This is a genomic window from Clostridium sp. CTA-7 (assembly GCF_054768095.1).
Window position 1 is genome coordinate 150,553 of sequence record NZ_BAAAAV010000002.1, and the last position, 24,928, is coordinate 175,480.

The following is a 24,928-nucleotide window of genomic DNA, read 5'->3' on the forward strand; positions in this document are numbered from 1 at the left end:
CTCTTTGTACTTTATTTAATATTTTTTATTAAAATTAACTTAGCTGCATATCCTCTAAGTTCTGTTATTATATTTAATATGGTATTTTTCTTTGAGTACTTAAAATCTATTTTAGGGAAAGATGCCTTATGCAAAATTTCTTTTTCTTCCTTGTTTAACCTGTCTGGTGATCCCATAGATAGCCAGTAATTATAAGAAGATCCAACCTTTTCACTAATTTCATAAGTTATTATTCTAGAGGATTTTTTTATATTTTCAATATTTAAAGAAAATTTTCTTTTATATATTTTTCTTTTACCTCTTTTAGTAAATATATCATCATATTTTTGAAGTTCATTTATTTCATCTGTATAAGAATAAAGTAAAATACAGTATTCATCATCTTTTTTTGTAACTATATAGCCGTTCTCCATAGCAACAATTTCATTGCCTAGCTTACTAAGCAAATAATATGCATAATATGAAGGCTTTCTAATTCCCATGTCATTAACAAGTCCTGGAGCACCTATAAATACTTCATTAGTTAAACTAATTTCTTTTTCTAAAACATCAAAAGCTCTTAAAAAGCTTAAGGAGTCTTTATTAAAGATGGTATTATGAATTATATAGGGAAGCATATAAGTTGTATCATAAATTTTGTTTAAATTTTTAGCACATATAAAGTTATCTTCAATTACATCTAAATTACAATCCTCAATAAGGAAGGGTTGTAATGATGTTTTTATATCTGAAGATATAGCAGGAGTAAATTGAAATTTAAATTTAGATATATCAATATAGTCTATTTCTGAGAAATATTCAAAAAAGCTATTTAAAACTTGCTTATATTTATCAGACGTAAAATTAGAGTTATCAATTAATATAATAGGCTTTAAACCTATATAATCTAAAAATTCTATAACACTCTTCGCTTTATTCCAATTATAGAAATCAGCCTTAGGAAAAACCCCCATATCACTATTAAACATATTTTCAAGTCTTGCATAACTAAAATGAAGCTCCTCTTGAATTTCTTCTAGTATATCTTTGTTATCTTCGAGCAATAAATCAAAAGCATCATCTAGATTTATTACTTCACTATAGCTTTTATCAAAGTCTTTTAGGGTTGTATCCATATCTATATGAATTTTCCAAAGTTTATTTTCATAATTAAATCTTTCATAATCTTCTAATTCATATGAAAGATATTCTAGAGCATCTTCTAATTTTAACATTTCAATTGATTTAATTTCTTCAAGTTCAGCATCGGTCAATTTATTTTTTTTCCTAAACTGAAGAGGAGTACAACCGTAATAATTTTTAAAATTTTTATTTAGATATCTAACATGAGAAAAGCCAACTTCATCAGATATATCAGAAATACTTAAATCACTATCTAATAATAATTTTACAGATTCCTCAACTCTAGTAAGATTAACTAAGTCAGTAAAGCTATATCCAGTAGCATATTTTATTTCATGTGATAAATAGTGTGGACTCAGAAATTCTTTTTTAGCTATTTCTTGTAATGTAATATTACTATCATAATTATTAAATATATATTTAGAAATTCTATGATATCTAGCAAGTTGTTCTGTTTTTTCTTTTAGCTCTTCTTTTTCATAAGTAAGATAATGAAAATTATTTATAAGATGATAAAGCAAATCAACTAAAATAGATTCTATTTCTTTATCATAATCATCTATTTTTTGAACTGATTCACATAAAAGCTTCACTAGAAAATTTCTAAGTAAGTCATATTCATCTCCCTCTTGAGCTCCATCATCAGTGGAATTTGTATAAAAGAATATATTATTTATATCTTTATAGTATTTTTCGAAAAAGTAAGGATCTATATGAAATATTAAAACCTTGTTATCCTCATTACTATAGATTCTATGAGATTCATCAACATTTATAATTTCAAGTTCTTTTTCTAATACTTCAAATGAGTCTGTATCTATATTTACATTTATACTTCCTTTTAGAACATATAATATCTCTATTGAGTTGTGCCAATGTATTGGGTATTCTTTGATATTTGCATAGGATATTTTAACTGGAGAATCTAGTGGATATGTTATATACTCTTTTCTCATAAAATCACCTCTTTTATAACTAAATTAAACTATAATTTAATTATAGCCTATTTTATATAAATAAGAAAATTTTAAGTGAAAAATTCAAAAAAATATACTTTGACTTACTTTGACTTTTATATTAATATATAAATATAGAAGAAAATAAAAGTAGTAAAAAAGTAAAGATAAGGAGGAGTGAAGCATGAATATTGAGAAAATGACATTAAGAGTACAACAAGCTCTAAATGATGCTAGTTTAGTTGCAGTTAAATATAATCATCAGCAAGTAGAGTTAATACATTTATTTACAGCATTAGTCCAACAAGAAGATGGGCTAATACCTAACATAATAACTAAAATAGGCATTAGAGTTAAATCATTAGAGGAAGATTTAATTAAAATATTAGAAAAGATGCCAAGGGTTTTAGGTGAGGGTGCTAACTCTTCAGGTGTTTATGCAACAAGACAAATAGAAGAAGTTTTAGTAAAAGCAGAAGAGATAGCTAAGAAGTTTGAAGATTCTTATATTAGTGTTGAGCATATAATGCTTTCAATAATTGAAGTAGATAAAGGTGGAGAAGTTAAAAACTTATTAAATAAATATAATATAAATAAAAATACTTTTATGGAAGTTTTAAAAGAAGTTAGAGGCAATCAAAGAGTAGAAACACAAGATCCTGAAGGAACTTATGAGGCTTTAGGAAAGTATGGTACTAACCTTACAGATCTTGCTAAAAAGCATAAGCTTGATCCTGTTATAGGAAGAGATGATGAAATAAGAAGAACAATAAGAATTCTTTCAAGGAGAACTAAAAATAATCCAGTATTAATTGGAGAACCAGGAGTAGGTAAAACTGCTATAATAGAAGGTTTAGCTGAAAGAATAGTTAAAGGAGATGTACCAGAAGGGTTAAAGAATAAAGTTATTTTCTCTTTAGATATGGGTTCATTAATAGCTGGAGCAAAATATAGAGGTGAGTTTGAAGAAAGACTTAAAGCAGTTTTAAAAGAAGTTCAAAGTAGTGAAGGAAGAATAATATTATTTATAGATGAGATCCATACTATAGTTGGTGCAGGAAAAACTGATGGGGCTATGGATGCTGGTAATTTAATAAAACCATTATTAGCAAGAGGAGAACTTCACTGTATAGGTGCTACAACCTTTGATGAATATAGAAAATATATGGAAAAAGATAAGGCATTAGAAAGAAGATTTCAACCAGTAATTATAGAGGAACCAACAGTAGAAGATACTATATCTATACTAAGAGGTTTAAAAGAAAGATTTGAAATTCATCATGGGGTAAGAATACATGACTCTTCATTAATAGCAGCTGCAAAATTATCACATAGATATATTCAAGATAGATATTTACCAGATAAAGCTATAGATTTAATAGATGAAGCTGGGGCTATGATAAGAACAGAAATAGATTCATTACCAACTGAACTTGATAATATAAGGAGAAAATTATTCCAATTAGAGATTGAAAGAGAAGCTCTAACTAAGGAAAGTGATGAAGGTTCTAAGAAAAAACTATCAGTATTAGAAAAAGATATAGCAGAGTTAAAAGCTAAAAATGATGAAATGACAGCAAAATTTGAAAAAGAAAGAGATGCTATAGTAAATCTTAGAGATTTAAAGTCTAAACTAGATGGTGCAAGAGGTGATTTAGAAGCAGCTCAAAGAAATTATGATTATAATAAAGCTGCTGAAATACAATATAGTTTAATTCCAGCATTAGAAGAAGAAATAAAGCAAAAGGAAGTAGAAGTAAAAGAAAGCTATGAAGATGCTCTCTTAAAAGAAGAAGTAACAGAAGCAGATGTTTCAAAAATCCTTTCTAGATGGACTGGAATACCTGTTACTAATTTATTAGAAGGTGAAAGAGAAAAGCTATTAAGGTTAGAAAACGAAATGCAAGAAAGAGTAATTGGGCAAGAAGAAGCAATTACAGCAGTGTCTAATGCAATACTAAGAGCTAGAGCAGGATTAAAAGACGCAAATAAACCAATAGGATCATTTATATTTCTAGGACCTACAGGGGTAGGTAAAACAGAACTTGCTAAAACTTTAGCTAGAAATTTATTTGATGCTGAAGAAAATATAATAAGAATTGATATGTCTGAATATATGGAAAAACATTCTGTATCTAGATTAGTTGGAGCTCCTCCAGGATATGTAGGTTATGATGAAGGTGGCCAGCTTACTGAAGCTGTTAGAAGAAATCCGTATAGTGTAATATTATTTGATGAAATAGAAAAAGCACATGAAGATGTATTTAATATTTTCTTGCAAATCTTAGATGATGGTAGATTAACTGATAATAAAGGAAAAACAGTTGACTTTAAGAATGCTATAATAATTATGACATCTAATATAGGAAGTAACTATCTTCTAGAAAATAAAAGCGAAGAAGGCATAGGTGGAAATATAAGAAAACAAGTTATGGATGAAATGAAATTAAGATTTAAGCCAGAGTTCTTAAACAGAGTAGATGACATAATAATGTTTAAGCCTTTATCAGAAAATGGAATTAAAAAGATAATAGATATTTTCTTAAGAGAAGTTTCTAATAAATTAAAAGATAAAAATATTACTTTAGAAGTAACTGATTCTGCGAAGACAATAATGGCAAGAGAAGGCTATGATGTAGTTTACGGAGCAAGACCTTTAAAGAGATATATTCAAAATGCACTTGAAAATAATTTAGCAAGAAAAATTATAAAAGATGAAATAGGTTATGGATCAAATGTTATTGTAGATATTGAGGATGAAGAAGTAATCATAAAGGCTAATATATAGAAAATTAGAAAAATATAAAAAGTTAAGGATTTCACCTTAACTTTTTATATTTGAATTACTTATATTTAATTTTTAAACAAAAAATTATTGACAAAATACGACTTGATGATGTATCATAAACAACGTAGCAAATTCGCGTGTTTAGCTCAGCTGGATAGAGCAACGCCCTTCTAAGGCGTGGGCCAGGAGTTCGAATCTCTTAACACGCACCATTTAAATTTATGGTTTACTAGCTCAATCGGTAGAGCACTTGACTTTTAATCAAGGTGTACCGGGTTCGATTCCCGGGTAAGCCACCATTTTAAATGATGTTTGTATTAGCGAAAGTGGCTCAATGGTAGAGCGTCACCTTGCAAAGGTGAATGTTTCGGCTTCGAGTCCAGTCTTTCGCTCCATAAAAAAGAGAAGTGTTTATAACTTCTCTTTTTTATTTTATTATTTTATAGTAGACTCATATTGTTGAACCATTCTCTTAACCATTTCTCCACCAACGCTACCGCATTGCTTAGAGCTAAGGTTTCCATTATAGTCAGTGAAAGGTACTCCCATTTCGCCAGCTACTTCATTTTTGAACTTAGCTAATCCATTTTTAGCTTCGGGTACTAATTTCTTTGCCATAATAAATCCCTCCTTAATTTGATACACTGAAATACAGGTTATTTTAATGTAGATTCATATTGTTGAACCATTCTCTTAACCATTTCTCCACCAACGCTACCGCATTGCTTAGAAGAAAGGTTACCGTTGTAATCAGTGAAAGGTACACCCATTTCACTAGCTACTTCGTTTTTAAATTTAGCTAATCCATTCTTAGCTTCAGGTATTAATTTTTTTGCCATAATAAATCCCTCCTTAAAACTTGTAAAAGTTTTGTATTGAGTTTGTTTTACAAAGCTTGTTTAACTTTGTACTATTATATTATGTAAATAAATTCTTAATAAACTATTAAATTTAAGACATTAAAGGGAAATGACTCTTAAGTAAGAAAAAAATGGTACAGACTATAAAAAAGGGTTATTTGAAAGACATTTTCAAATAACCTTTTATAATATTTAATTATTTCTTTTTTGCATTTTAAATATTGCTATCACAACAGGTATAGAGATTAGAGCTGATAATACTGCTTCTGCAATGCCGTTAGTACCTACTATAGATAATAAGGCAAAGGTGACAGTACCTCTAGAATAGGATGTAATAGAACCTTTTTCCATAAGTATAGAAGCATAATCTTTAAAATAAATTAAGTAAATACTACCAAGAACTCCTATTGTATTAGTTAATGAACCCAAAATAGCAGCAATACCTATAGAGATTTTACGATTTTTAAATTTTGTTTTTAAAAAGCTGTAAATATAATAGGAAACTACTCCTATTAATACTCTAGGAAGTATAGAAACTAATGGGTTATAAAAAAATGGAGACATTGGAGTAGGAGTAGTTACATTTTGATATATTGAAAATAATCCAAAAATAAAACCGATTGCAGCTCCTGCTACAGGTCCTTCTATTATAGCTCCAATTATTACAGGCAAATGTAAAATGGTTAGCTTAAAAAGGGGCAATGGTATAAAGCCAAGTCCTGTTAAGCCTAAAAATAAACAAATACCTGATAGCATTGCAACTACTACCATCTTTCTAACATTTTCACGAGATTTTCCCATCCCTCTGGTGTTTAACATTTTAATTCCTCCGTTCTTATTCCATTTAGGATATAATTCGGCAAAAAATGAATTTTTGCATTAAGTTCAGTTTCCTTAGAATACCGACTACTTTATTTTATCATATATACATAAACTGTAAAGAGAAATATTTAGACTTAAAAAGACTATAAAATAATAAAAGAAAATTTTAAAAGATATTGTAAACTTATTATACTTGTTATAGTATATATATAACAGGTATAATAAAATTAATGAGAGGGAGAATAGCATGTTAGATATAATAAATTTTTCAAAGTCATATAAAAATGGGAAAAAGGCTGTAAATAATATCTCAATTAAAGTCAATAGTGGAGAAATATTTGCATTTATAGGTCATAATGGGGCAGGAAAAACAACTACTATAAAAGCTATCGTTGGAATTTTAGAGTTTAACGAAGGCGATATTTTAATTGATGGAGATTCAATTAAAGATGAGCCTATTAAATGTAAAAATAAAATAGCGTATATACCTGATAATCCAGATATATATGAATCTTTAACAGGAATTCAATATTTAAATTTTATTGCTGATATATTTAAAGTTCAAAAGGAAGAAAGAGAAAAATTAATAAAGCTATATTCAGAAAAATTTGAAATTACATCAGCTTTAGGAGATTTAATTTCCTCATATTCTCACGGAATGAAACAAAAGTTGGTTATAATTTCTGCTTTAATTCATAAACCTAAACTTTTAGTTTTAGATGAACCATTTGTTGGACTAGACCCTAAAGCATCACATATTTTAAAAGAAGAAATGAGAAAGCTTTGTAATGATGGAATTGCAATATTTTTCTCTACCCATGTTTTAGAAGTAGCAGAAAAGTTATGCGATAAGGTAGCAATAATAAAAGATGGAAATATAGTATCTCAAGGCAAGATGGGTGAAGTAAAAGGAAATAGTTCATTAGAAGATATATTTATGGAGTTGATAGATAATGAATAATTTAGGAAATCTTTTAAAAATTAGATTTATTAATTCTAGTGGTATTAATAAATTTACTAAAGAGAAATCAAAGACAGAAAGAAATAAGGCTATTTTTATAACTGCTACAATTGGGTTTTCTATAATTGCATTTTTAGTAATGGCAGTACTATATTCAGAGATTTTAGCTAAGGGATTACAACAATTAGGACTATTAGATATACTTTTAGTTATGGGTTTTATGTTAAGTTCAGCAATGATACTTTTTACATCTATTTATAAAGCTCAAGGAATATTATTTTCATTTAAGGACTATGATTTGTTGATGAGTTTACCAATTAAGAAAAGTGATATTTTAATTTCAAAGATGATATATCTGTTAGTAATTAATTACTTTTTCTTATTATTTACGTTACTACCACCAGCAATAATTTATTTTAAATATACAACAGTATCACCTGTATTCTTTCTAAATTTATTATTAGTATTTTTAGCATTACCGCTTATTCCAATAGTTATATCATCTGTGGTTGCTTTTGGGATAAGCTATATTTCATCACGATTAAGGCATAAGAATTTGATTATTACTTTAGGAACTTTAGGTGTTATATTTATTATATTTATAATATCCTTTAGATCAGGTGACCTTATACAAACATTAATAGTAAATAGCTCATCTATTAGTGATGGAATTTTAAAGATTTATCCACCAGCAATTTTAGCTGTAAGAGGATTAACTAATAGTAGCTTTTTAGATATTTTATTATTTTTATTATTATCAATTTTAGTATTTGCATTATTTGTGCTTATATTTAACAAGAGCTTTAAGAGCATAAGTGCAAGACTTCAAGAAAGTTACAAAAAGACTAATTATAAAGTAAAGGAAATGAAAAGTTATTCTCAATTAATGGCGTTATTTAAAAAAGAAATAAAGAGATATTTTGCTTCACCTATATATGTAGTAAATACCATAATTGGACCATTATTATTATTAGGAGTTTCAATAGCAACTTTATTCTTAGGAGAAGACATACTTACAACTATATTTGAAGTAGAAGTAGTAAAAGAAATTATGCCTTTATTTATTATAGTTATTGTATGTGGAATTTTAGCTATATCTTGCACAACCAATTCTTCAATATCATTAGAAGGAAAAAATTTATGGATATTGAAGTCAAGTCCTGTTAAACCAGTGGAAATATTTAAGGCTAAGATAATGGTGAATTTAATGTTAATTTCACCAAGTGTAATTATTGCAGATATTATGTTTACATTTTCATTAAAACTATCAATAAATCAACTAATATGGCTTATTATTATTTCAATACTATATTCTTTCGTAGTTCCTATATTAGGAATAATAGTTAACTTATATTTTCCTAATTTAAATTGGGTTTCCGAAACTGCTGCAGTAAAACAAAGCGCAAGTGTTTTAATTCAAATGCTTATATCAGCATCAGTTATAGCAGTTCCTGTAGTTATATTTATATATGGTAATATATCAAATGTTACTATGTTTTTATTAGGTGTTTTAATATATGAAGCATTATTATTAGGAATATTAATGACGCTTTTAAATACTATTTCTGTAAAGTTATTTAATAGACTATAATTAAAAACTGACAATTACTTTTAGTAATTGTCAGTTAAATTTACATTATCTCAGATTTATCAGGCATTATAAGGGCACATCCTAAATAGAATATTAATCCTATAGAAAAAGAACAAAGAATTATTAATAGGGCTAAAACCCTAATTAATGTTACATCAGCATTAATATATTCTGCAAAGCCAGCACATACACCAGCTACTCTTTTTTGAGCAGAAATTTTATAAAGTTTTTTATTCATTATAACCCCTCCTCAATGATTTTATTATAATAAAGGCTATATACTTATATTATACTTTATTATTCTAATATATAATGTAATTATAATACAAATTTTTTCTTAAGTTTTACTTTAGATAAAACTTAAGAAAATCTTAAATTAATTATGGACAAAAGAGGTGATTTAGTGATTTTGAGGATAGACTTCGATTCGGAAGTTCCAATTTATATTCAAATAAAAAATCAAGTCATTGAAGGAATAGCAAGGGGAGAGATTGAAATAGATGAAGAATTACCTTCAGTTAGAGCCTTAGCTGAAGATATAGGGGTAAATATGCATACTGTAAATAAGGCTTATACCATGCTTAAAGAAGAAGGATATATAAAGATTGATAGAAGAAAAGGTGCCGTAGTTTCCTTAAGTTTAGAGCAATCCATGGAAAGGTTTAAAGAAGATTTAAATGATAACTTATATTATTATATGGCTCAATGTTTTAATAGAGGTATAAGTAAAGATGAAATTAAAGATTATATATATGAAGTATTTTTAGATTTTAATAAAAAGTAGGTGAGGATTAGTGGAAAAGATAATAATTTTAGGAAGCACTATTTTTGTAAGTATAATTCTATTTTTTTCAACTTTTCTTGTAAATAAGTTTTCTAATAATGGAATCATTTTTGGAGTTAGAGTTCCAAAGGAATATGAAAGAGATGAAGATATAGTTAGTCTAGAAAAAGAGTATAAGAAAAATTATTTAATATTTATTTTACCACTAATTATTATAATTAATATACTTGTATTCTTTACTTCTAAGATTTCTATATTTCTTTTATTAACAATTATTTTAATTATAGTAACTAATATTCCTATATTTATTTATTGGAAAAAAACAATGAGGCTTAAGGAACAAAAAGGCTGGAAAAGCCTTGGTAAGAATGTAGTTCTTGTGGATACTACAATTAGAAAACCAAAAGTAAAAGATGATGATGTTGTAATAAAAACTAAGACTTTTTTATTATTATTAATTATTCCTTTAATAACAGTTATATTAACTCTTATTGCTTATAAAAATGTACCAGATCCTTTTCCAATTCATTATAATGGCGAAGGAATAGCTGATAGTTTTGTAAATAAAGAAGGTTTTAAAGGTTTTTTTTACTTAGTTTTATTTCCGGTCTTGTTTCAAGTTGGAATGATAATTTTTTTAACTGTAATAAATAAATTTGCTATAAATAGTAAAGTTGAAATTAATAGTGGAACATTAGAAGAAATTAAGAAACAAAGAAAAGTTTTTAAAAAAGTTAACTCTATACTTTTATTTATAATTGCCTTAGAAATTTCATTGATGTTTACATTAATACAATTTTGTACTATTTATTCTTGGAATACTAATATGATAAATATAATTGGTTTATCAACAATAATATTAACAGTAATTATTTTTTCAATTATAAGCTATAAAATAGGGCAAGGTGGGAAAAATATTAAATTTAATAAAGAAGAAAAAGAAATATATAGGGATGATGATAAAAATTGGATATTTGGAAACTTTTATTATAATAAAAAAGATCCAAGCATATTTGTAGAAAAAAGAATAGGTGTTGGATGGGATGTGAATTTAGGAAATCCAATAGGAATGATTTTTATGGGATTACCTATAATTTTAATATTAATAGTAATAATATATTTAGCTGTAAGAGGAATATAATAAAAAGCGAATAGGGGGTGGATTTATTTTGCAAAGCTTTATGATTATATTAACTTCAAATATTATTATAATAATTATGGTTCTTTTATCATATTATTTGAATAGTGCTTCTAATAAGGGGATATATTTTGGAGTTAGAATTCCTAAAAAATATCAGGAGTCAAGTGAAATAAAAACCTTAGATAAAGACTATAAAAGAAAGATACTTTATATATTCGGGGTTTATTTTGCAATAACTAATGTATTTATAATTTCTAATTTGAAAGCTAGTGAGTCTATATTGTCCATGATAATGACAATATCATTAATAGGAGCTCTTTTAATTCACACCATTTTATTTGGTATTTACTATAAAAAAATAAAAGAATTAAAAGGAAATAATAATTTGAATTATAAAACTAATAATGTTGTAGTTGTAGATACGACATTAAGAAAACCAAAAAAAAATGAAAGATATAAAGCACTAAATCAAAAGTTTTTTTAATTCCAATCTTAATTTCTATTATTATTTTAGTATTAACTATTTTAAGAAGAGAATATATTATAAATATGAATCCATATGATATTTATAAGATACCTGTAAATCAAATTATAATGTGTATATCCATATTTGTACTAATTAAGATAACATTAAATTCAAAAGTTGATTTAAATAGTGGAAATATTGAGATAGCAGTAAAAAGAAAAAAGAGATTTAGAAGACTAATTTCTATATTTATATTTATAACTGAAATTGAAATGTTGTTATTATATTCAACAATACAACTTGGAATAATTTATGAAATTTATACAAAATCATTAGAAGGATTTATAAATATTGTTATATCAATTAGTATGTTAATATTTATAATTGCATTTATACTAATAGGACAAGGTGGAAGAAATATAAAAGAAGATAATGAGGGAGATGACCTATATAAAGATGATGATGATAAATGGGTATGGGGAATGTTTTATTACAATAAGAATGACCAAGCATTGATGATTGAAAAAAGAGTTGGAATAGGATACACAATTAATTTTGCTAATAAAAAAGCAATAATATTATTAGTTTTACTTATAGTATTAATAATTATTTTTTCTATATATGATTAGAAATTTAATGCTTAAATTTAAGAAGGGGGATTAAATATGGTCAGTATCTTATCAATTACTTTTATGGTATTTAGCTTATTAGTAAGTGTAGGACTACCTATAGGAGGGCTTATATTTTTAAAAAAGAAATATAATGTTAGTATAAAAATATTTTTTATAGGAGCTATAGCATTTTTTGTATCAACACAACTTTTAGAAGCACCAATACATTTTTATTTCTTAAAGCTGAACAATGAAACTTCAGGTTTTCTATTAAATACACCAATAGCATATATGTTATATGGTGGATTAATGGCTGGAATATTTGAAGAAACAGCAAGGTTTATATCTTTTAAGTTTCTAATAAAAGATAGAGATTTGTTAGGCGGAATAACATATGGAGTTGGGCATGGTGGAATTGAAGCTATATTGATTGGAGGAATAGGCAGTTTAAACTCAATAGTGTATGCTATGTTGATAAACAGAGGTGGATTCGAGTCAATAATGGAAGGAGCATTAGTTCCAAAGGAGGTTATTAGTGCAACTTATAATCAATTTGTAAATAGTAGTCCATTTATATGGGGTGCTCCTGGAGTTGAAAGAATATTAGCCATATTAATTCAAATAGCATTATCTATTATAGTTTTATATTCAGTAAAAGAAAGAAAATACATTTACTATGTAATAGCAATACTATTACATGCAGTAATAAATTTCCCAGCAGTTTTATATCAATTAGGAATAATTAAAAATATATTTGTAATTGAAGGTATTTTGCTGACTGAAGTAATAGTCCTATTAGGATATATATTTAGAATTTTCATAAAAAAATTTAATAATATTGATGAAATATTATAAAAAAACCGTTATAATATTATTAAATTATTAAACTTATAGGAAGATTAATAGATTTCTATTTTTATAGGAATCTATTAATTTATCTGGAAGAATAGGGGGCTAACTTATGAAAGATATTATAATAAGAAAGGCTATAATTGGAGATGAGCCTAAAATACTAAATTTAGTAAAAGAAGTCTTAAATTTTTATGAACTAGATTTAAATCCAGAATGTGAAGATTTAGATATAACGGATATATATAAATATTATTTTAATAATAACGGGGATTTTGAAGTAATAGAGTTTAAGGGAATCATAATTGGCACATATGGTATTTATAAAATTAATGAGGATACTTGTGAATTAAGAAAAATGTATTTAAATCCAAGTTTCCAAGGAATGGGATTAGGAAATATAATGATGGAAAATTCCTTTAAATTAGCTAAGGCACTCAATTATAAAAAAATAATACTACAAACAAATTCAGTTTTATATAAAGCGGTAAAGCTTTATATAAAATATGGATTTAAGGACTTTGATGATGATGTATGTTCTAGATGTGATATAGCAATGATAAAGGATATTGTTTAATAAAAAAAAAATTTTTATGCTATTTAGTTCTATCTAAAAGAAGGGAGAGTTTATGAGATATTACGACACTGATATGGAAAATTTAAAAATAAGAGAAGCTATAGAAGATGATACTCAACTAATATTATCATTAATTAAAGAAATAGCAGAATATGAAAACATGTCTAATGAAGTTATTGCAACAGGTGAAACTTTAAGAGAATCTATTTTTGAAAATAATAGGGCAGAAGTAGTTCTAGTAGATTTAGATAACAAAACTATAGGTTATGCAGTATATTTTTATAATTTCTCAACATTTATTGGAAGAAACGGATTATATATAGAAGATATATTTATAAAAAAGGAAGCTAGGGGTAAAGGCATAGGTAAGGAAATATTTAAGTTTTTAGGTAAGAAGGCGAAAGAAGAAGGATGTAAAAGAATGGAATGGACATGTTTAAATTGGAATGAGCCTTCAATAAAATTTTATAAGTCTTTAGGAGCAGTTCCAATGGATGAGTGGACAACTTATAGACTTAATGAAAAAGAAATAGAAAAACTGACCGAACTAAAATAAATATATTACAAAATATTTCATTAAAAAAATTAATAAATATCTATATTATTAAACAGATAATATAGATATTTATTTTTTATGATAAATTTAAAATATAATAAGGTTTGTATTAAAAGTATTTTAAATTTCTTTTATCAAAATAAACCCCTTTTAAACCAATATGCTCCATAAAATTTATTGCAATATCAAAATTTTTAGAGATACTTCTATAATTATGTGCATCTGAGCCAAGAGTAACATATTTTCCGCCTAAATCTTTGTAAAGTTTATATATATCTGTTAAAGAATCTTGTGCTGACTTTATATGAAGTCTACTTGAGTTTAACTCTAGAACCTTACCCTTACTTATTAAAGTAGTAAAGATTTCAGAAAGTAAATCTTTAAATTCTGAAACTATAATTTCTTTATTATCAAAGGAACAATATCTACAAGGATAATCTATATGAGATAAGGCATCAAAGTTATTATAGAACTGTACACATTTAAGCATATCTTCGAAATAATAAGAAAAAAAATCATGTTTGTTGTAGCCTTGGTTAATAAACTCACCATAAATATCTAAATTTCTAACTGCATGAATAGAGCCTAAAATAAAATCAAAATCATATTTAAAGGCTATAGCTTCATTTTCTAGAAGTTTATTTTCAGTTAATCCAATCTCTATTCCTAATTTCACCTTATCTGATCTATAACTTTCATAATCACTAAAGTATTTAGGTATGTCAAATCTAAACTCATTGTCTAATGGATAATCTAAATCCATATGATCTGTTATTATTATTCCAATATTTTTATTTTCACTAAAAGATATTGCATCTAATATATTCATAGTACTATCTGTAGAAAAACTAGAATGCATATGACTATCAAATATCATAAAATCTCTCCTTCATATTAGCAATTTATTTTAAAATTATAACATATAATTCTTATTGAGTTATTATTATATAAAATCTCCTTGATAAATAGTATTATTAAATATAAAATTAAATCAAAGTAAAAAATATAGATAAAGGTGTGTTATTATGAAGAAATTATTCGAAATAAAAGACTTAGTATTTTACAAAGAAGAATTTTTAGATGATTTAAGTGAATTTGAAGATATAATATCTATAATAGAAGAACTTAGTGGAGAATTAACATATGAGGAAATTGAAGTAGTAGGAATGAATGATTGCTGTGACAAGACAAATAAAAATTATATAGTTGAAATACCAGGATTTTTAGATGAGGATGATGAATTTATAACAAAATCAGAGGCTGAACAATTAATTAATTCTGGTAAAGAGAAAATGTTAGACTTATTTGTAATAAGACTTTATAAATGTGTAGAGTGTAATAAATGGATAATAGATATTTTAGAGTAAAGAGAGTTGAGAGTTTTGGAGAAATTTTATAAATTATTAAAAAAATCAAAAGAGTGTGTATCCATTATAAGCAAGGATATTAAAAGTTTAAATTTTAATAATATTAAAGAATTTCTATTTAAAAGAAAAATTTTAATCCTCTTTCTTTTTTTGTTTTTTATTCTAATAGGTTTTAGAGTTGGTAGCTACAGAGCATCAAGAGATATAGTACTAAAAAATTTAGAGGTAGCTTTAAAAGAAAACAAGCCCCAAAAAATATATAGAAATATTAGAATTGAAGAGAAAAAGATAAATAAAAAAGACTTAGAGCCATTAACTCAATATTATTCAGAGAATACTACACAAGTTGACAATATAATAAATGAATTAAAAACTAGTGGAAAGAGTGGATTCTTTCTTTTAAAAGAAGATAAAAGGCTATTAGGAGATAATTATACAATAGAAATGGAGCCTGTGGCTATAAAAGTCAATACAAACTTCAATGAAGCTAAAGTTTATTTAGATGATGAGATTATAGCTGCAACAAAGATAAAAAGAGGTCTAATTCCCGGGAAATATAAAATAAGAGGAGAATTAGATACCTTGTATGGTAAAGTTTTTGAAGATCAGGAAATATTTTTAATGGAAAATCAAGAATTTAATTTAAATTTTCAGGCGATAAATATAAATTTATCATCAAATTTTGATGATGCAAATGTATTTATAAATGATGTAGATATAAATAAAAAGGTGGAAGATATAAAAAAATATGGGCCTTTACCATTAAATAAAGATATCTATGTACATTTAGAAAGAGAGTTTCCATGGGGATTAATAAAAAGTGAAAAAGTAGCTATAGGAACATTACCTGATATAAAGATAAATATAGACATGGTTAATGATGATTTAATTAAAGACATAGAAAACTTATCAAACAGCTTTTATGAAAGTGTTTTTAATGCTTTAAATTCAAATAATTACTCTTTGATAGAAAATGCAGAAGAAGAAGCAAAAAGTAAGATTTACGATAGCATAAGAAGGGAAAGTTTATTTTTAAAAAACAATTATGAGCTTAGTGAGCTAAAAACAGAAATAAAAAGCAGTGAATTTGCTTATGAAAATAATACATATAAAGCTAATATAGTTATAAACCTAAATTATAGTGTAAGTAAAAAGCTTATTCCATTTATTAAAAGTAATGTTGATGAAATGTTTTTAACTCAAATGAAATATGTTAATGGAAAATGGGAAATAACTGATGTACAAAAGTTTAATTTAGAGTAAGGGTAGGTGTAATACTTATGAATAAAAAATTAAGAGCGATAACATTATCAATTGCAATAATTTTTTCTAGTAATACAATTGCATTAGCAGAAAATAGTAGTTCATTACAAGATAAAATAGATCAGAATACAAATGATATTAATAACCTAGAGAACGAAAAAAATAAGGTAAATGGTGAAATAGAAAATCAATCAAAAGAACTAGAAGGAATCTTAAGTGAAATAGATGAAAAAAGCAAAGACTTAGATGCAGCAAAGGCTGATGTAAACTCATATCAGGTTAAAATAGATGAAGTTCAAAATGAAATTAACAAAATAAATAATGAAATTGCAACTACTCAGGATGAAATTAAGACTAAAGAAAATCTTATACTACAAAAAGAAGAAGAAGGTAAGAAAATAAAGGAATCATTAGATAAAAGGGTGAGAAGCTATTATAAGATGGATGTAACTTCAAACTACATATATATGTTATTAAAAAGTGAAAGTATAGTGTCTCTTTTTAATAACATAGAAAATATATTTAGAATAATGAATTTAGATAAAGATTTAATAAAGTCAGCTAAAGAACTTCAAAAGCAATTAGAAGAAGAGAAGGTTGAAATTGCAAAAAAATTAGAAAAGATCGAAAGTGATAAGAATGAAGTAGTATTAAAGCAAGATGAACTAAAAGATGCACAGAAAGAATTCATAGTTAAAGAAGAATTTCATAAAAATAAAATGGACGAACTCCAAGGCCTAGAATCACAAAAGTCAGGCTTAATCTCATCTTTATCAGGTAAGGAAAAGGAAATAGAAGACAAAATTGGAGATTTGGTTTCATATAATAGAGAATTACAACAAGCTTTAGATGATATATTTAATCAAATAAATAATGGAAATAACGGTGGAAATAATTCAGGCGGTAATAACTCAGGAGGAGACAACTCGGGAGGAGGTAACTCAGGTGGAGATATAACTCCAGGTGATCCAAGTAGTGAAAGCTTTTTAAGACCAGGTAATGGTATAGTAACTGATCCATATGGACCAAGAATAAATCCTGTAACAGGTGAATCTGGATTCCATACAGGTGTGGATTTAGGAGATCCTTCTGGAGCACCTGTAGCAGCATCAAAAAGTGGGGTAGTCGCATATTCAGGCTGGATTTCAGGATATGGAAATACAATAATAATAGATCATGGTGGTGGAGTTCAAACTTTATATGGACATAATAGTAAGTTACTAGTTGATGTTGGACAAACTGTTGCGAGAGGCCAAACTGTTGCGAAAGTTGGCTCAACAGGAATGAGTACTGGGCCGCATATTCATTGGGAAATAAGAGTTAATGGACAACATACAAATCCAATGGGATATTTATAAAATTAATTTTGAAAAAGACTTCTTTAGTTATTTTTATATACTAAAGAGGTCTTTATTTAAATAAAAATAAAGAACCTGCACAAGAAATTGCACAGGTTAAAGGGTTTTTATGTTCATTTAAGAAAGGGAATAAATGAACATATGTGGGGTTTTATTAAAACTGCTAATAATAAATTACTAACAGTAGTATGGGCTGGTAAATATAATGTTATATAATTAATAAAATAATTGTAAAATTTATATATTTATTATATTATATTTAGTCATAAAATCCAATAGTTTTTATAAAATTTATCGAAAATAAGATTTTTTTAGAAAATATTATCATTTTAGAAAATAAAAATATTTAAAAATATATAAAATATATAGAGATTTACACAAAATAAGTTATATAATATAAATTGAGGTGATTTAAATGATAAATTTAAAAAATGAAGATATATTAAGGGATACACCTGACTATGAAGATTACACTGAAAATGAAGCTAAGTTATCAGTTGAAGAAATGAGAGAACTTGGCATGCTAAAGTGTGGGGGATGTTGTAGTAGTAAAGGTAGTGGATCAAAATGTGGTTGTAAAAGCAAGAGAAAATAATATCATATAAATGTATTTTATAATAGATAATTGTAAATGCTCTTAATATAAATATAAAGCTATAGGAGGTATTAGGTGTGAGAAAACCTAGCATATTCAGTAGAGATTATGAGAGGAAAATGAGAAAACGAAGAAGAAGAATAGCTATTATTTTAGTAGTAATATTTTTAGTAGTTGGACTTTTATTTATGAGAATAGCTATGAGCAGCATAAATATGGATACACTTAGGAATAAAGTCCAAATGTGGATTGATGAAGATAAAATTTCAGAGGATAAAAACAATACAACTGATAATTTAAATAATAGTGAAAATACTGAAGTAGTTGAAGAAACACCTAAAGAACCGGAAATTAAGCTGATTGAGCTTAAAGTTAATGATAATGCTATACTAAAAGTAGAGTATGAAGAGATAAATGGTGAGTTAAAGTTTAAGGAAGTAAAAGATGTTCCAAATAATATTTATTATTCTATAAGTCAATCTAAAAAACTAATTTTAACTATAGATGAAAAACAAAATATGAAGCTTTTTGATATAAATAAAAAAGAAACAACTTTAACTAAGGATAAGTATATTGCTCCTAATGGAGAAGCATTTAATAAGGATTCAGTATTAGAAACGTATAAAGGATACTTATGGAATGTAGAGGGGAAATTTATAACTGATACAAAAATTGCATATGTAAGTAATGTTCCTTATTTTGGATATGATTTAAATAAATACATATGGGTTATAGACTTAAATAATAATAGTCATACAACATTGTGGAACTCTAAAGGAAAAGAACTTAAATTTGGAGATTTCAAAGACAAAGGATTAGAAGTTAAAATTGATGGCAATGTTAAGTATATAAGTCCTAATGGAGAGTTAATTAACTAAAGGAAAAAATTAACCAAACAAATATTTGAAAATAATTAATATTATATGGTATAATAACGTAGTTATATCAATTATGATAGTATCTTACTATTTTAGGAGGAAGAGTACAATGGAAGCTAAAATGGAAAAAATAGAGAAGAATGTTGTTAAGTTTGAAGTAAAGGTTGAGGCTGAAGAATTCCAAGAAGCTATAAAAAGAGCTTACAATAAGAATGTTAAAAGTTTTAACATTCCAGGATTTAGAAAAGGAAAGGTTCCTATGGCTATAGTAAAAAAATACTATGGAATAGGAGTTTTAATTGAAGATGCAGTTAATTTTGCTATAGAATCATCATATTCAAAAGCATTAGAAGAAAACAGCATAATTCCTGTTGATTATCCAAAGATAGATGTAATAACAGCAGAAGAAGGAAAAGATTTTGTATATACTGCAGAAGTTACTGTTTATCCAGAAGTTGAATTAGGAGAATACAAGGGATTAAAAGTAGAAAAGCCATCATATGAAGTTACAGAAGATGCAATAAACGAAAAGTTAAAAGAAATGCAACAAAAAAATGCTAGAGTAGAAAATAAAGAAAATGGAGAAATTGCTACTGGTGATACAGCAGTTATAGACTTTAAGGGCTTTATTGATGATGTAGCATTTGAAGGTGGAGAAGGTAAAGATTATTCCTTAGAAATAGGATCAGGTACTTTCATAGACACTTTTGAAGATCAATTAATAGGATCTAAAGTAGGAGATAAGGTAGAAGTTAATGTAACTTTCCCTGAAAACTACGGTAGAGAAGAATTAAATAATAAAAAAGCTAGATTTGAAGTATTAGTAAAAGAAATAAAGATAAAAGAGTTACCAGAAATAGATGATGAATTTGCTAAGGAAGTATCAGAGTTTGACACTTTAGTAGAGTTAAAAGAAGATATCACTAAGAAAATGGAAGAATCTAATAAGGTTAGAGAAGAAAAAGAATATGAAGAAGCAGTAATAAAAGCTGTTGTTGAAAATGCAAAAGTAGAAATACCAGCTGTAATGGTTGAAAAAGAAATTGATACAATGGTAAAAAATCTAGAGCAAAGACTTCAATATCAAGGATTAAATCTAGAACAATACTTCCAATTTACTGGAACAGATGCAGCGAAAATGAGAGATTACATGAAAGAAAATGCTGAAGTTAAGGTAAAAACAGATTTAGTTTTAGAAGCTATAGAAAAAGCTGAAAATATAGATGTAACTGAAGAAGAGTTAAAAGAAAAAGCTAAAGAAGTTGCAAAAATGTACTCAGCTGGAGAAGATGAAAAAATGGTTGATTTATTAATGAACAGCCAAAAAGCAGCACTTGTAGCTGATGTTAAAGTATCAAAGACTATAAACTTCTTAGTTGAAAATAATAAATAATATATAAAAGTAATTGCCAGAATAAAATTCTGGCAATTATTTCAAATATCCATTAACAAAATAAATAAAATTTTATATAATTTAATATAATTAGTTTTTTATTAATATGGATATATTATAAAAGAAGGTAGAAAATAGAGAAGGAGGGAATAAAGAATGAGTTTAGTTCCTATGGTTGTAGAGCAAACTAGCAGGGGAGAAAGATCTTATGACATTTTTTCAAGATTATTAAAAGATAGAATAATTATGTTAAGTGGAGAAATTAATGATAGCATTTCTAACTTAGTAGTAGCTCAATTATTATTTTTAGAAAGTGAAGATCCAGATAAGGATATATACATTTACATAAATAGTCCAGGAGGGTCAATAACAGCAGGAATGGCTATTTATGATACAATGCAATATATTAAGCCGGATGTATCTACTATATGCATAGGCATGGCAGCTTCAATGGGATCATTTTTACTTTCATCTGGAGCAAAAGGAAAAAGATTTGCATTACCTAATAGCGAAATTATGATTCATCAACCTCTAGGTGGATTCCAAGGTCAAGCAACAGACTTTGATATACACGCTAAGAGAATATTAAAAATTAAGGAATCATTAAATAAGATATTAAGTGAAAATACTAATCAGCCTCTAGAGAAAATCAAAGCAGATGTTGAAAGAGATTATTTTATGTCAGCAGAAGAAGCTATGAATTATGGGTTAGTAGATAAAGTGATTACTAAAAATGATAAAGGTAGCAACAAAATATAGTTCTATCTTAACCTAAGTGAGGTGAATTTATGGCTAAATATGATGATAAGAAACAACTGAAATGTTCTTTCTGTGGAAAGAATCAAGAACAAGTTAAAAGATTAATAGCTGGACCTGGTGTATATATATGTGATGAATGTATAGATTTGTGCTCAGAAATAATAGCAGATGAATTTGAAGAAGGTATTGAATTAGATACATCAACAGTTCCAAAGCCAAATGAAATAAAAAACTATTTAGACCAGTATGTAATTGGTCAAGAGAAAGCTAAGAAATCACTATCTGTTGCAGTTTATAATCACTATAAAAGAATAAACTCAAATATGGTAGATGATGATATTGAATTACAAAAGAGTAACATACTTTTATTAGGTCCTACAGGTTCCGGTAAAACTCTTTTAGCTCAGACATTAGCTAAATTTTTAAATGTTCCATTTGCAATTGCAGATGCAACCACATTAACAGAGGCTGGATATGTAGGGGAAGATGTAGAAAATATTCTATTAAAATTAATTCAAAATGCAGACTATGATATAGAAAGAGCAGAAAAAGGAATAATTTATATAGATGAAATAGATAAAATTGCTAGAAAGTCAGAGAATCCATCTATTACTAGAGATGTTTCCGGAGAAGGTGTTCAACAAGCCTTATTAAAGATATTAGAAGGAACTACAGCTTCAGTACCTCCACAAGGAGGAAGAAAACATCCACATCAAGAGTTTCTTCAAATAAATACAGCAAATATATTATTTATTTGTGGAGGAGCATTTGATGGAGTAGATAAAATAATAGAAAAGAGAACTCAAACAAGTTCTATGGGGTTTGGAGCAAATATAGCATCTAAGCAAACTAAAGATGTAGGTAAGTTACTTAAAGATATAATGCCAAGTGACTTATTGAAATTTGGTCTTATACCGGAATTTGTAGGTAGATTACCTGTAGTAGTAACTTTAGAATCATTGGATAACAATGCTTTAATAAATATATTAACTCAGCCTAAGAATGCTTTAGTTAAACAGTATAGAAAGTTATTTGAAATAGATAATGTTGAGCTAGATTTTACTGAGGATGCATTAAAGGCAATAGCTAATGAGGCTATTGAAAGAAAGACAGGAGCCAGAGGGTTAAGATCTATAGTAGAGGAAATGATGACAGAAGTTATGTTTGATATTCCTTCTGATGAAACTATATCTAAGGTAATTATAGATGAAGGTTGCATAAAAGATAAAAGACAACCAGAAATAGTTAGATTAGTAGAAGGGGAAGTAAGACCTCAACTAAAAGCTAAGAAAACTAAAAAAAGAAAAGGCATAGAAACTGCCTAATATAAAAACATCTTATTGTTAATAATTAACTTTAAGATGTTTTTTATTTTATATAAAACTTATAAAACATAATATTTTGGAGAAAAATCATGGTAATTAATCCTTTTTTTATAGAATATTAACTTATGATTAAGTTAATAATATGTATATGATTAAGAGAAGGGAGGGACGCATTTACTTTTTAAAAGTTTAATGCAAAATTTATGACCGAAGTATTAGTAGTATTACAAATAACAACAATGCTAGTGTTTATATATTATATGGTTAATAATAATAAAGGACATAGTAATAATAAAGTTGTTATAGAGAAAGAAAACATAAAAGAGATGGATAAGTTAAATAAAATGAGGAGCATTCAGTTAACCCAACCATTAACAGAAAAGAGTAGACCAAGTAAGTTTGAAGAAATAGTTGGTCAAGAAAATGGAATAAAAGCATTGAAAGCTGCTTTATGCGGACAAAATCCGCAACATGTTATAATATATGGGCCACCAGGGGTTGGAAAAACAGCAGCAGCTAGATTGGTATTAGAAGAAGCTAAAAAAATGGAAAAATCCCCTTTTAAGAAGGAAGCAAAGTTTATAGAAATAGATGCAACAACAATAAGGTTTGATGAAAGAGGAATAGCAGATCCTTTAATTGGTTCAGTACATGATCCAATATATCAAGGGGCAGGGTCATTAGGTATTGCAGGAATACCTCAACCAAAGCCTGGGGCAGTTACAAAAGCCCATGGGGGCATCCTATTTATGGATGAAATAGGAGAATTACATCCAATTGAGTTAAATAAGCTATTAAAAGTATTAGAAGATAGAAAAGTATTTTTAGATAGCTCTTATTATAGTAGTGAAAATCCCAATATGCCAGATTACATAAAAGAAATATTTGATAATGGATTACCAGCAGATTTTAGATTAATAGGCGCAACAACAAGAAGTCCGGAAGAAATAGTTCCAGCAATAAGATCAAGATGTGTTGAAATATTTTTTAGATCACTTCATCCAGAAGAAATTAGGACAATAGCAAAAAATGCAGCTAACAAAATAGGATTAGATATAAATGATAAATGTTTAGACTTAATTTCAAAATATTGCACTAACGGTAGAGATGTTGTTAATTTAATACAACTTTCGTCTGGAGTTGCAATGAATGAAAATAGAAATGATATAAATATAGATGATATACAATGGGTTATAGAAAATGGAAACTACACACAGATTCCTGACAAGAAAATAAGGGAAAAACCAGAAGTAGGAGTAGTAAATGGGTTGGCTGTTCACGGTGCTAATATAGGAATATTAATGGAAATAGAAGCAACAGCTAAAAGGGTATCACATAGAATAGGAAATTTAAAGGTTACTGGAATTGTTGAAGAAGAAGAAATAAGTAGTAATAATAGAAAGATTAAAAGAAAAAGCACAGCTTACTCATCCATACAAAATGTTCTTACAGTGTTAAATAATATATTTAATTTAGAATGTGAAAATTATGATATACATATAAATATTCCTGGTGGAATGCCTGTAGATGGTCCATCAGCAGGTGTAACAATAGCAACTGCTATATATAGTGCTGTAAATAAAATTAAAATAGATAATAAGGTTGCAATGACTGGTGAAATAAGTCTTTTAGGAGAAGTTAAACCAATAGGTGGAGCAGGAGCTAAAATATGTGCAGCACAAAAAGCAGGAGCAACTAAAGTGATTATACCAATAGAGAATTGGCAAGATAATTTTAAAGATATAAAAGACATAAAAGTAATACCAGTAAAAAATTTAAATAAGGTAATAGAAGAAGTAATAATAAAAGAATCAATATCAGAAGAGTTAGTAGTTAACAATAATCTAGATATATTATCTGCTAAGGGAGAAAATAATTAAATTTAAAGAAAAAATCTGTTGAAAAA

General features: G+C 26.8%; 25 protein-coding genes and 3 tRNA genes. 22 read left to right on the forward strand and 6 right to left on the reverse strand.

From position 1 onward, the window contains the following. Nucleotides 1-11 precede the first annotated feature (11 nt). A complete protein-coding gene (locus ACYUEX_RS03720; protein ID WP_460286620.1) occupies nucleotides 12-2,078 on the reverse strand; it encodes a helix-turn-helix domain-containing protein in 2,067 nt (688 codons plus the stop codon). A 184-nt stretch (nucleotides 2,079-2,262) separates the two neighbouring features. Between ACYUEX_RS03720 and clpB the strand changes: the two genes are divergently transcribed. From clpB to ACYUEX_RS03740, 4 genes are all read left to right on the forward strand, one after another. After that, nucleotides 2,263-4,866, forward strand: a complete 2,604-nt coding sequence (gene clpB / locus ACYUEX_RS03725; protein WP_460286621.1) for an ATP-dependent chaperone ClpB — start codon at nucleotides 2,263-2,265, stop codon at nucleotides 4,864-4,866. A 135-nt stretch (nucleotides 4,867-5,001) separates the two neighbouring features. Then, nucleotides 5,002-5,078 (forward strand) — tRNA-Arg (locus ACYUEX_RS03730). Nucleotides 5,079-5,089: 11 nt separating this feature from the next. Then, nucleotides 5,090-5,165, forward strand: a tRNA-Lys gene (locus ACYUEX_RS03735). 21 nt (nucleotides 5,166-5,186) lie between these two features. Then, nucleotides 5,187-5,261, forward strand: a tRNA-Cys gene (locus tag ACYUEX_RS03740). A 40-nt stretch (nucleotides 5,262-5,301) separates the two neighbouring features. Here the strand turns inward: ACYUEX_RS03740 and ACYUEX_RS03745 are convergent. From ACYUEX_RS03745 to ACYUEX_RS03755, 3 genes are all read right to left on the reverse strand, one after another. Further along, on the reverse strand, nucleotides 5,302-5,484 hold the full coding sequence (locus ACYUEX_RS03745) for an alpha/beta-type small acid-soluble spore protein (protein WP_411168882.1): 183 nt from the start codon (nucleotides 5,482-5,484) through the stop codon (nucleotides 5,302-5,304). Nucleotides 5,485-5,522: 38 nt separating this feature from the next. Further along, nucleotides 5,523-5,705, reverse strand: a complete 183-nt coding sequence (locus ACYUEX_RS03750; RefSeq protein WP_411168881.1) for an alpha/beta-type small acid-soluble spore protein — start codon at nucleotides 5,703-5,705, stop codon at nucleotides 5,523-5,525. Nucleotides 5,706-5,918: 213 nt separating this feature from the next. Beyond that, a complete protein-coding gene (locus ACYUEX_RS03755) occupies nucleotides 5,919-6,545 on the reverse strand; it encodes an ECF transporter S component (protein ID WP_460286622.1) in 627 nt (208 codons plus the stop codon). A gap of 250 nt (nucleotides 6,546-6,795) precedes the next feature. On the opposite strand from ACYUEX_RS03755, the gene ACYUEX_RS03760 reads away from it, so the two are divergent. Together ACYUEX_RS03760 and ACYUEX_RS03765 are read left to right on the forward strand one after the other, a co-directional pair. Further along, on the forward strand, nucleotides 6,796-7,509 hold the full coding sequence (locus ACYUEX_RS03760) for an ABC transporter ATP-binding protein (protein WP_460286623.1): 714 nt from the start codon (nucleotides 6,796-6,798) through the stop codon (nucleotides 7,507-7,509). Continuing rightward, nucleotides 7,502-9,100, forward strand: a complete 1,599-nt coding sequence (locus ACYUEX_RS03765; protein WP_460286624.1) for a putative ABC transporter permease subunit — start codon at nucleotides 7,502-7,504, stop codon at nucleotides 9,098-9,100. The genes ACYUEX_RS03760 and ACYUEX_RS03765 overlap by 8 nt, the downstream gene beginning before the upstream one ends. 40 nt (nucleotides 9,101-9,140) lie before the next feature. Here ACYUEX_RS03765 and ACYUEX_RS03770 read toward each other — a convergent pair whose 3' ends face one another. Then, a complete protein-coding gene (locus ACYUEX_RS03770) occupies nucleotides 9,141-9,338 on the reverse strand; it encodes a PspC domain-containing protein (RefSeq protein WP_411168877.1) in 198 nt (65 codons plus the stop codon). A gap of 165 nt (nucleotides 9,339-9,503) precedes the next feature. Here ACYUEX_RS03770 and ACYUEX_RS03775 point away from each other — a divergent pair, with 165 nt between their 5' ends. The 7 genes from ACYUEX_RS03775 (at nucleotide 9,504) to ACYUEX_RS03805 (ending at nucleotide 14,084) form a co-directional block, all read left to right on the forward strand. Then, entirely contained in the window at nucleotides 9,504-9,884 is a 381-nt protein-coding gene (locus ACYUEX_RS03775) for a GntR family transcriptional regulator (protein ID WP_460287052.1), read from the forward strand. Nucleotides 9,885-9,894: 10 nt separating this feature from the next. Beyond that, nucleotides 9,895-11,025, forward strand: a complete 1,131-nt coding sequence (locus tag ACYUEX_RS03780; RefSeq protein ID WP_460286625.1) for a DUF1648 domain-containing protein — start codon at nucleotides 9,895-9,897, stop codon at nucleotides 11,023-11,025. 28 nt (nucleotides 11,026-11,053) lie between these two features. Beyond that, entirely contained in the window at nucleotides 11,054-11,509 is a 456-nt protein-coding gene (locus tag ACYUEX_RS03785) for a hypothetical protein (RefSeq protein ID WP_460286626.1), read from the forward strand. A gap of 65 nt (nucleotides 11,510-11,574) precedes the next feature. After that, entirely contained in the window at nucleotides 11,575-12,120 is a 546-nt protein-coding gene (locus ACYUEX_RS03790) for a DUF5808 domain-containing protein (protein WP_460286627.1), read from the forward strand. 36 nt (nucleotides 12,121-12,156) lie between these two features. Continuing rightward, a complete protein-coding gene (locus ACYUEX_RS03795; RefSeq protein WP_460286628.1) occupies nucleotides 12,157-12,957 on the forward strand; it encodes a YhfC family intramembrane metalloprotease in 801 nt (266 codons plus the stop codon). A gap of 106 nt (nucleotides 12,958-13,063) precedes the next feature. Next, a complete protein-coding gene (locus ACYUEX_RS03800; protein ID WP_460286629.1) occupies nucleotides 13,064-13,528 on the forward strand; it encodes a GNAT family N-acetyltransferase in 465 nt (154 codons plus the stop codon). A gap of 52 nt (nucleotides 13,529-13,580) precedes the next feature. Further along, nucleotides 13,581-14,084 carry a GNAT family N-acetyltransferase gene (locus tag ACYUEX_RS03805; protein ID WP_460286630.1) on the forward strand — a complete coding sequence of 168 codons (504 nt, stop codon included), beginning with the start codon at nucleotides 13,581-13,583 and terminating at the stop codon, nucleotides 14,082-14,084. A gap of 109 nt (nucleotides 14,085-14,193) precedes the next feature. On the opposite strand, the gene ACYUEX_RS03810 is transcribed toward ACYUEX_RS03805, so the two are convergent. After that, the gene (locus ACYUEX_RS03810) at nucleotides 14,194-14,961 is read right to left on the reverse strand and encodes a PHP domain-containing protein (RefSeq protein ID WP_460286631.1); all 768 of its coding nucleotides are present in this window, start codon (nucleotides 14,959-14,961) and stop codon (nucleotides 14,194-14,196) included. A gap of 148 nt (nucleotides 14,962-15,109) precedes the next feature. Here ACYUEX_RS03810 and ACYUEX_RS03815 point away from each other — a divergent pair, with 148 nt between their 5' ends. The 9 genes from ACYUEX_RS03815 (at nucleotide 15,110) to lonB (ending at nucleotide 24,902) form a co-directional block, all read left to right on the forward strand. After that, nucleotides 15,110-15,451: a hypothetical protein gene (locus ACYUEX_RS03815; RefSeq protein ID WP_411168869.1), complete on the forward strand. Its 342-nt coding sequence runs from the start codon at nucleotides 15,110-15,112 to the stop codon at nucleotides 15,449-15,451. A gap of 150 nt (nucleotides 15,452-15,601) precedes the next feature. Continuing rightward, nucleotides 15,602-16,714 carry a TcaA 3rd/4th domain-containing protein gene (locus ACYUEX_RS03820; RefSeq protein ID WP_460286632.1) on the forward strand — a complete coding sequence of 371 codons (1,113 nt, stop codon included), beginning with the start codon at nucleotides 15,602-15,604 and terminating at the stop codon, nucleotides 16,712-16,714. Nucleotides 16,715-16,731: 17 nt separating this feature from the next. After that, complete coding sequence (locus ACYUEX_RS03825; RefSeq protein WP_460286633.1) at nucleotides 16,732-18,072, forward strand: murein hydrolase activator EnvC family protein; 1,341 nt, start codon at nucleotides 16,732-16,734, stop codon at nucleotides 18,070-18,072. 415 nt (nucleotides 18,073-18,487) lie between these two features. Further along, entirely contained in the window at nucleotides 18,488-18,667 is a 180-nt protein-coding gene (locus ACYUEX_RS03830) for a hypothetical protein (protein ID WP_411168866.1), read from the forward strand. A gap of 77 nt (nucleotides 18,668-18,744) precedes the next feature. Beyond that, nucleotides 18,745-19,545, forward strand: coding sequence for a hypothetical protein (locus ACYUEX_RS03835; protein WP_460286634.1), 801 nt, complete (start codon nucleotides 18,745-18,747; stop codon nucleotides 19,543-19,545). Between the two features lie 109 nt (nucleotides 19,546-19,654). Continuing rightward, nucleotides 19,655-20,938, forward strand: coding sequence for a trigger factor (tig, locus tag ACYUEX_RS03840; protein WP_460286635.1), 1,284 nt, complete (start codon nucleotides 19,655-19,657; stop codon nucleotides 20,936-20,938). A 156-nt stretch (nucleotides 20,939-21,094) separates the two neighbouring features. Beyond that, nucleotides 21,095-21,697 (forward strand): ATP-dependent Clp endopeptidase proteolytic subunit ClpP, encoded by a 603-nt coding sequence (gene clpP, locus ACYUEX_RS03845; RefSeq protein WP_411168863.1) that lies wholly within the window; start codon nucleotides 21,095-21,097, stop codon nucleotides 21,695-21,697. A gap of 29 nt (nucleotides 21,698-21,726) precedes the next feature. Beyond that, nucleotides 21,727-23,022 carry an ATP-dependent Clp protease ATP-binding subunit ClpX gene (gene clpX, locus ACYUEX_RS03850; protein ID WP_411168862.1) on the forward strand — a complete coding sequence of 432 codons (1,296 nt, stop codon included), beginning with the start codon at nucleotides 21,727-21,729 and terminating at the stop codon, nucleotides 23,020-23,022. 203 nt (nucleotides 23,023-23,225) lie between these two features. Then, entirely contained in the window at nucleotides 23,226-24,902 is a 1,677-nt protein-coding gene (gene lonB / locus ACYUEX_RS03855) for an ATP-dependent protease LonB (protein WP_460286636.1), read from the forward strand. Nucleotides 24,903-24,928: the final 26 nt, after the last annotated feature.

What these genes read in the sequence shown, in the direction of transcription:
- ACYUEX_RS03720 (WP_460286620.1), bottom strand. Translation starts at nt 2,078, where the DNA reads ATGAGAAAAGAGTATATAACATATCCACTAGATTCTCCAGTTAAAATA.
- clpB (WP_460286621.1), top strand. Translation starts at nt 2,263, where the DNA reads ATGAATATTGAGAAAATGACATTAAGAGTACAACAAGCTCTAAATGAT.
- ACYUEX_RS03745 (WP_411168882.1), bottom strand. Translation starts at nt 5,484, where the DNA reads ATGGCAAAGAAATTAGTACCCGAAGCTAAAAATGGATTAGCTAAGTTC.
- ACYUEX_RS03750 (WP_411168881.1), bottom strand. Translation starts at nt 5,705, where the DNA reads ATGGCAAAAAAATTAATACCTGAAGCTAAGAATGGATTAGCTAAATTT.
- ACYUEX_RS03755 (WP_460286622.1), bottom strand. Translation starts at nt 6,545, where the DNA reads ATGTTAAACACCAGAGGGATGGGAAAATCTCGTGAAAATGTTAGAAAG.
- ACYUEX_RS03760 (WP_460286623.1), top strand. Translation starts at nt 6,796, where the DNA reads ATGTTAGATATAATAAATTTTTCAAAGTCATATAAAAATGGGAAAAAG.
- ACYUEX_RS03765 (WP_460286624.1), top strand. Translation starts at nt 7,502, where the DNA reads ATGAATAATTTAGGAAATCTTTTAAAAATTAGATTTATTAATTCTAGT.
- ACYUEX_RS03770 (WP_411168877.1), bottom strand. Translation starts at nt 9,338, where the DNA reads ATGAATAAAAAACTTTATAAAATTTCTGCTCAAAAAAGAGTAGCTGGT.
- ACYUEX_RS03790 (WP_460286627.1), top strand. Translation starts at nt 11,575, where the DNA reads ATGAATCCATATGATATTTATAAGATACCTGTAAATCAAATTATAATG.
- ACYUEX_RS03795 (WP_460286628.1), top strand. Translation starts at nt 12,157, where the DNA reads ATGGTCAGTATCTTATCAATTACTTTTATGGTATTTAGCTTATTAGTA.
- ACYUEX_RS03800 (WP_460286629.1), top strand. Translation starts at nt 13,064, where the DNA reads ATGAAAGATATTATAATAAGAAAGGCTATAATTGGAGATGAGCCTAAA.
- ACYUEX_RS03805 (WP_460286630.1), top strand. Translation starts at nt 13,581, where the DNA reads ATGAGATATTACGACACTGATATGGAAAATTTAAAAATAAGAGAAGCT.
- ACYUEX_RS03810 (WP_460286631.1), bottom strand. Translation starts at nt 14,961, where the DNA reads ATGATATTTGATAGTCATATGCATTCTAGTTTTTCTACAGATAGTACT.
- ACYUEX_RS03815 (WP_411168869.1), top strand. Translation starts at nt 15,110, where the DNA reads ATGAAGAAATTATTCGAAATAAAAGACTTAGTATTTTACAAAGAAGAA.
- ACYUEX_RS03825 (WP_460286633.1), top strand. Translation starts at nt 16,732, where the DNA reads ATGAATAAAAAATTAAGAGCGATAACATTATCAATTGCAATAATTTTT.
- ACYUEX_RS03830 (WP_411168866.1), top strand. Translation starts at nt 18,488, where the DNA reads ATGATAAATTTAAAAAATGAAGATATATTAAGGGATACACCTGACTAT.
- tig (WP_460286635.1), top strand. Translation starts at nt 19,655, where the DNA reads ATGGAAGCTAAAATGGAAAAAATAGAGAAGAATGTTGTTAAGTTTGAA.
- clpP (WP_411168863.1), top strand. Translation starts at nt 21,095, where the DNA reads ATGAGTTTAGTTCCTATGGTTGTAGAGCAAACTAGCAGGGGAGAAAGA.
- clpX (WP_411168862.1), top strand. Translation starts at nt 21,727, where the DNA reads ATGGCTAAATATGATGATAAGAAACAACTGAAATGTTCTTTCTGTGGA.
- lonB (WP_460286636.1), top strand. Translation starts at nt 23,226, where the DNA reads ATGACCGAAGTATTAGTAGTATTACAAATAACAACAATGCTAGTGTTT.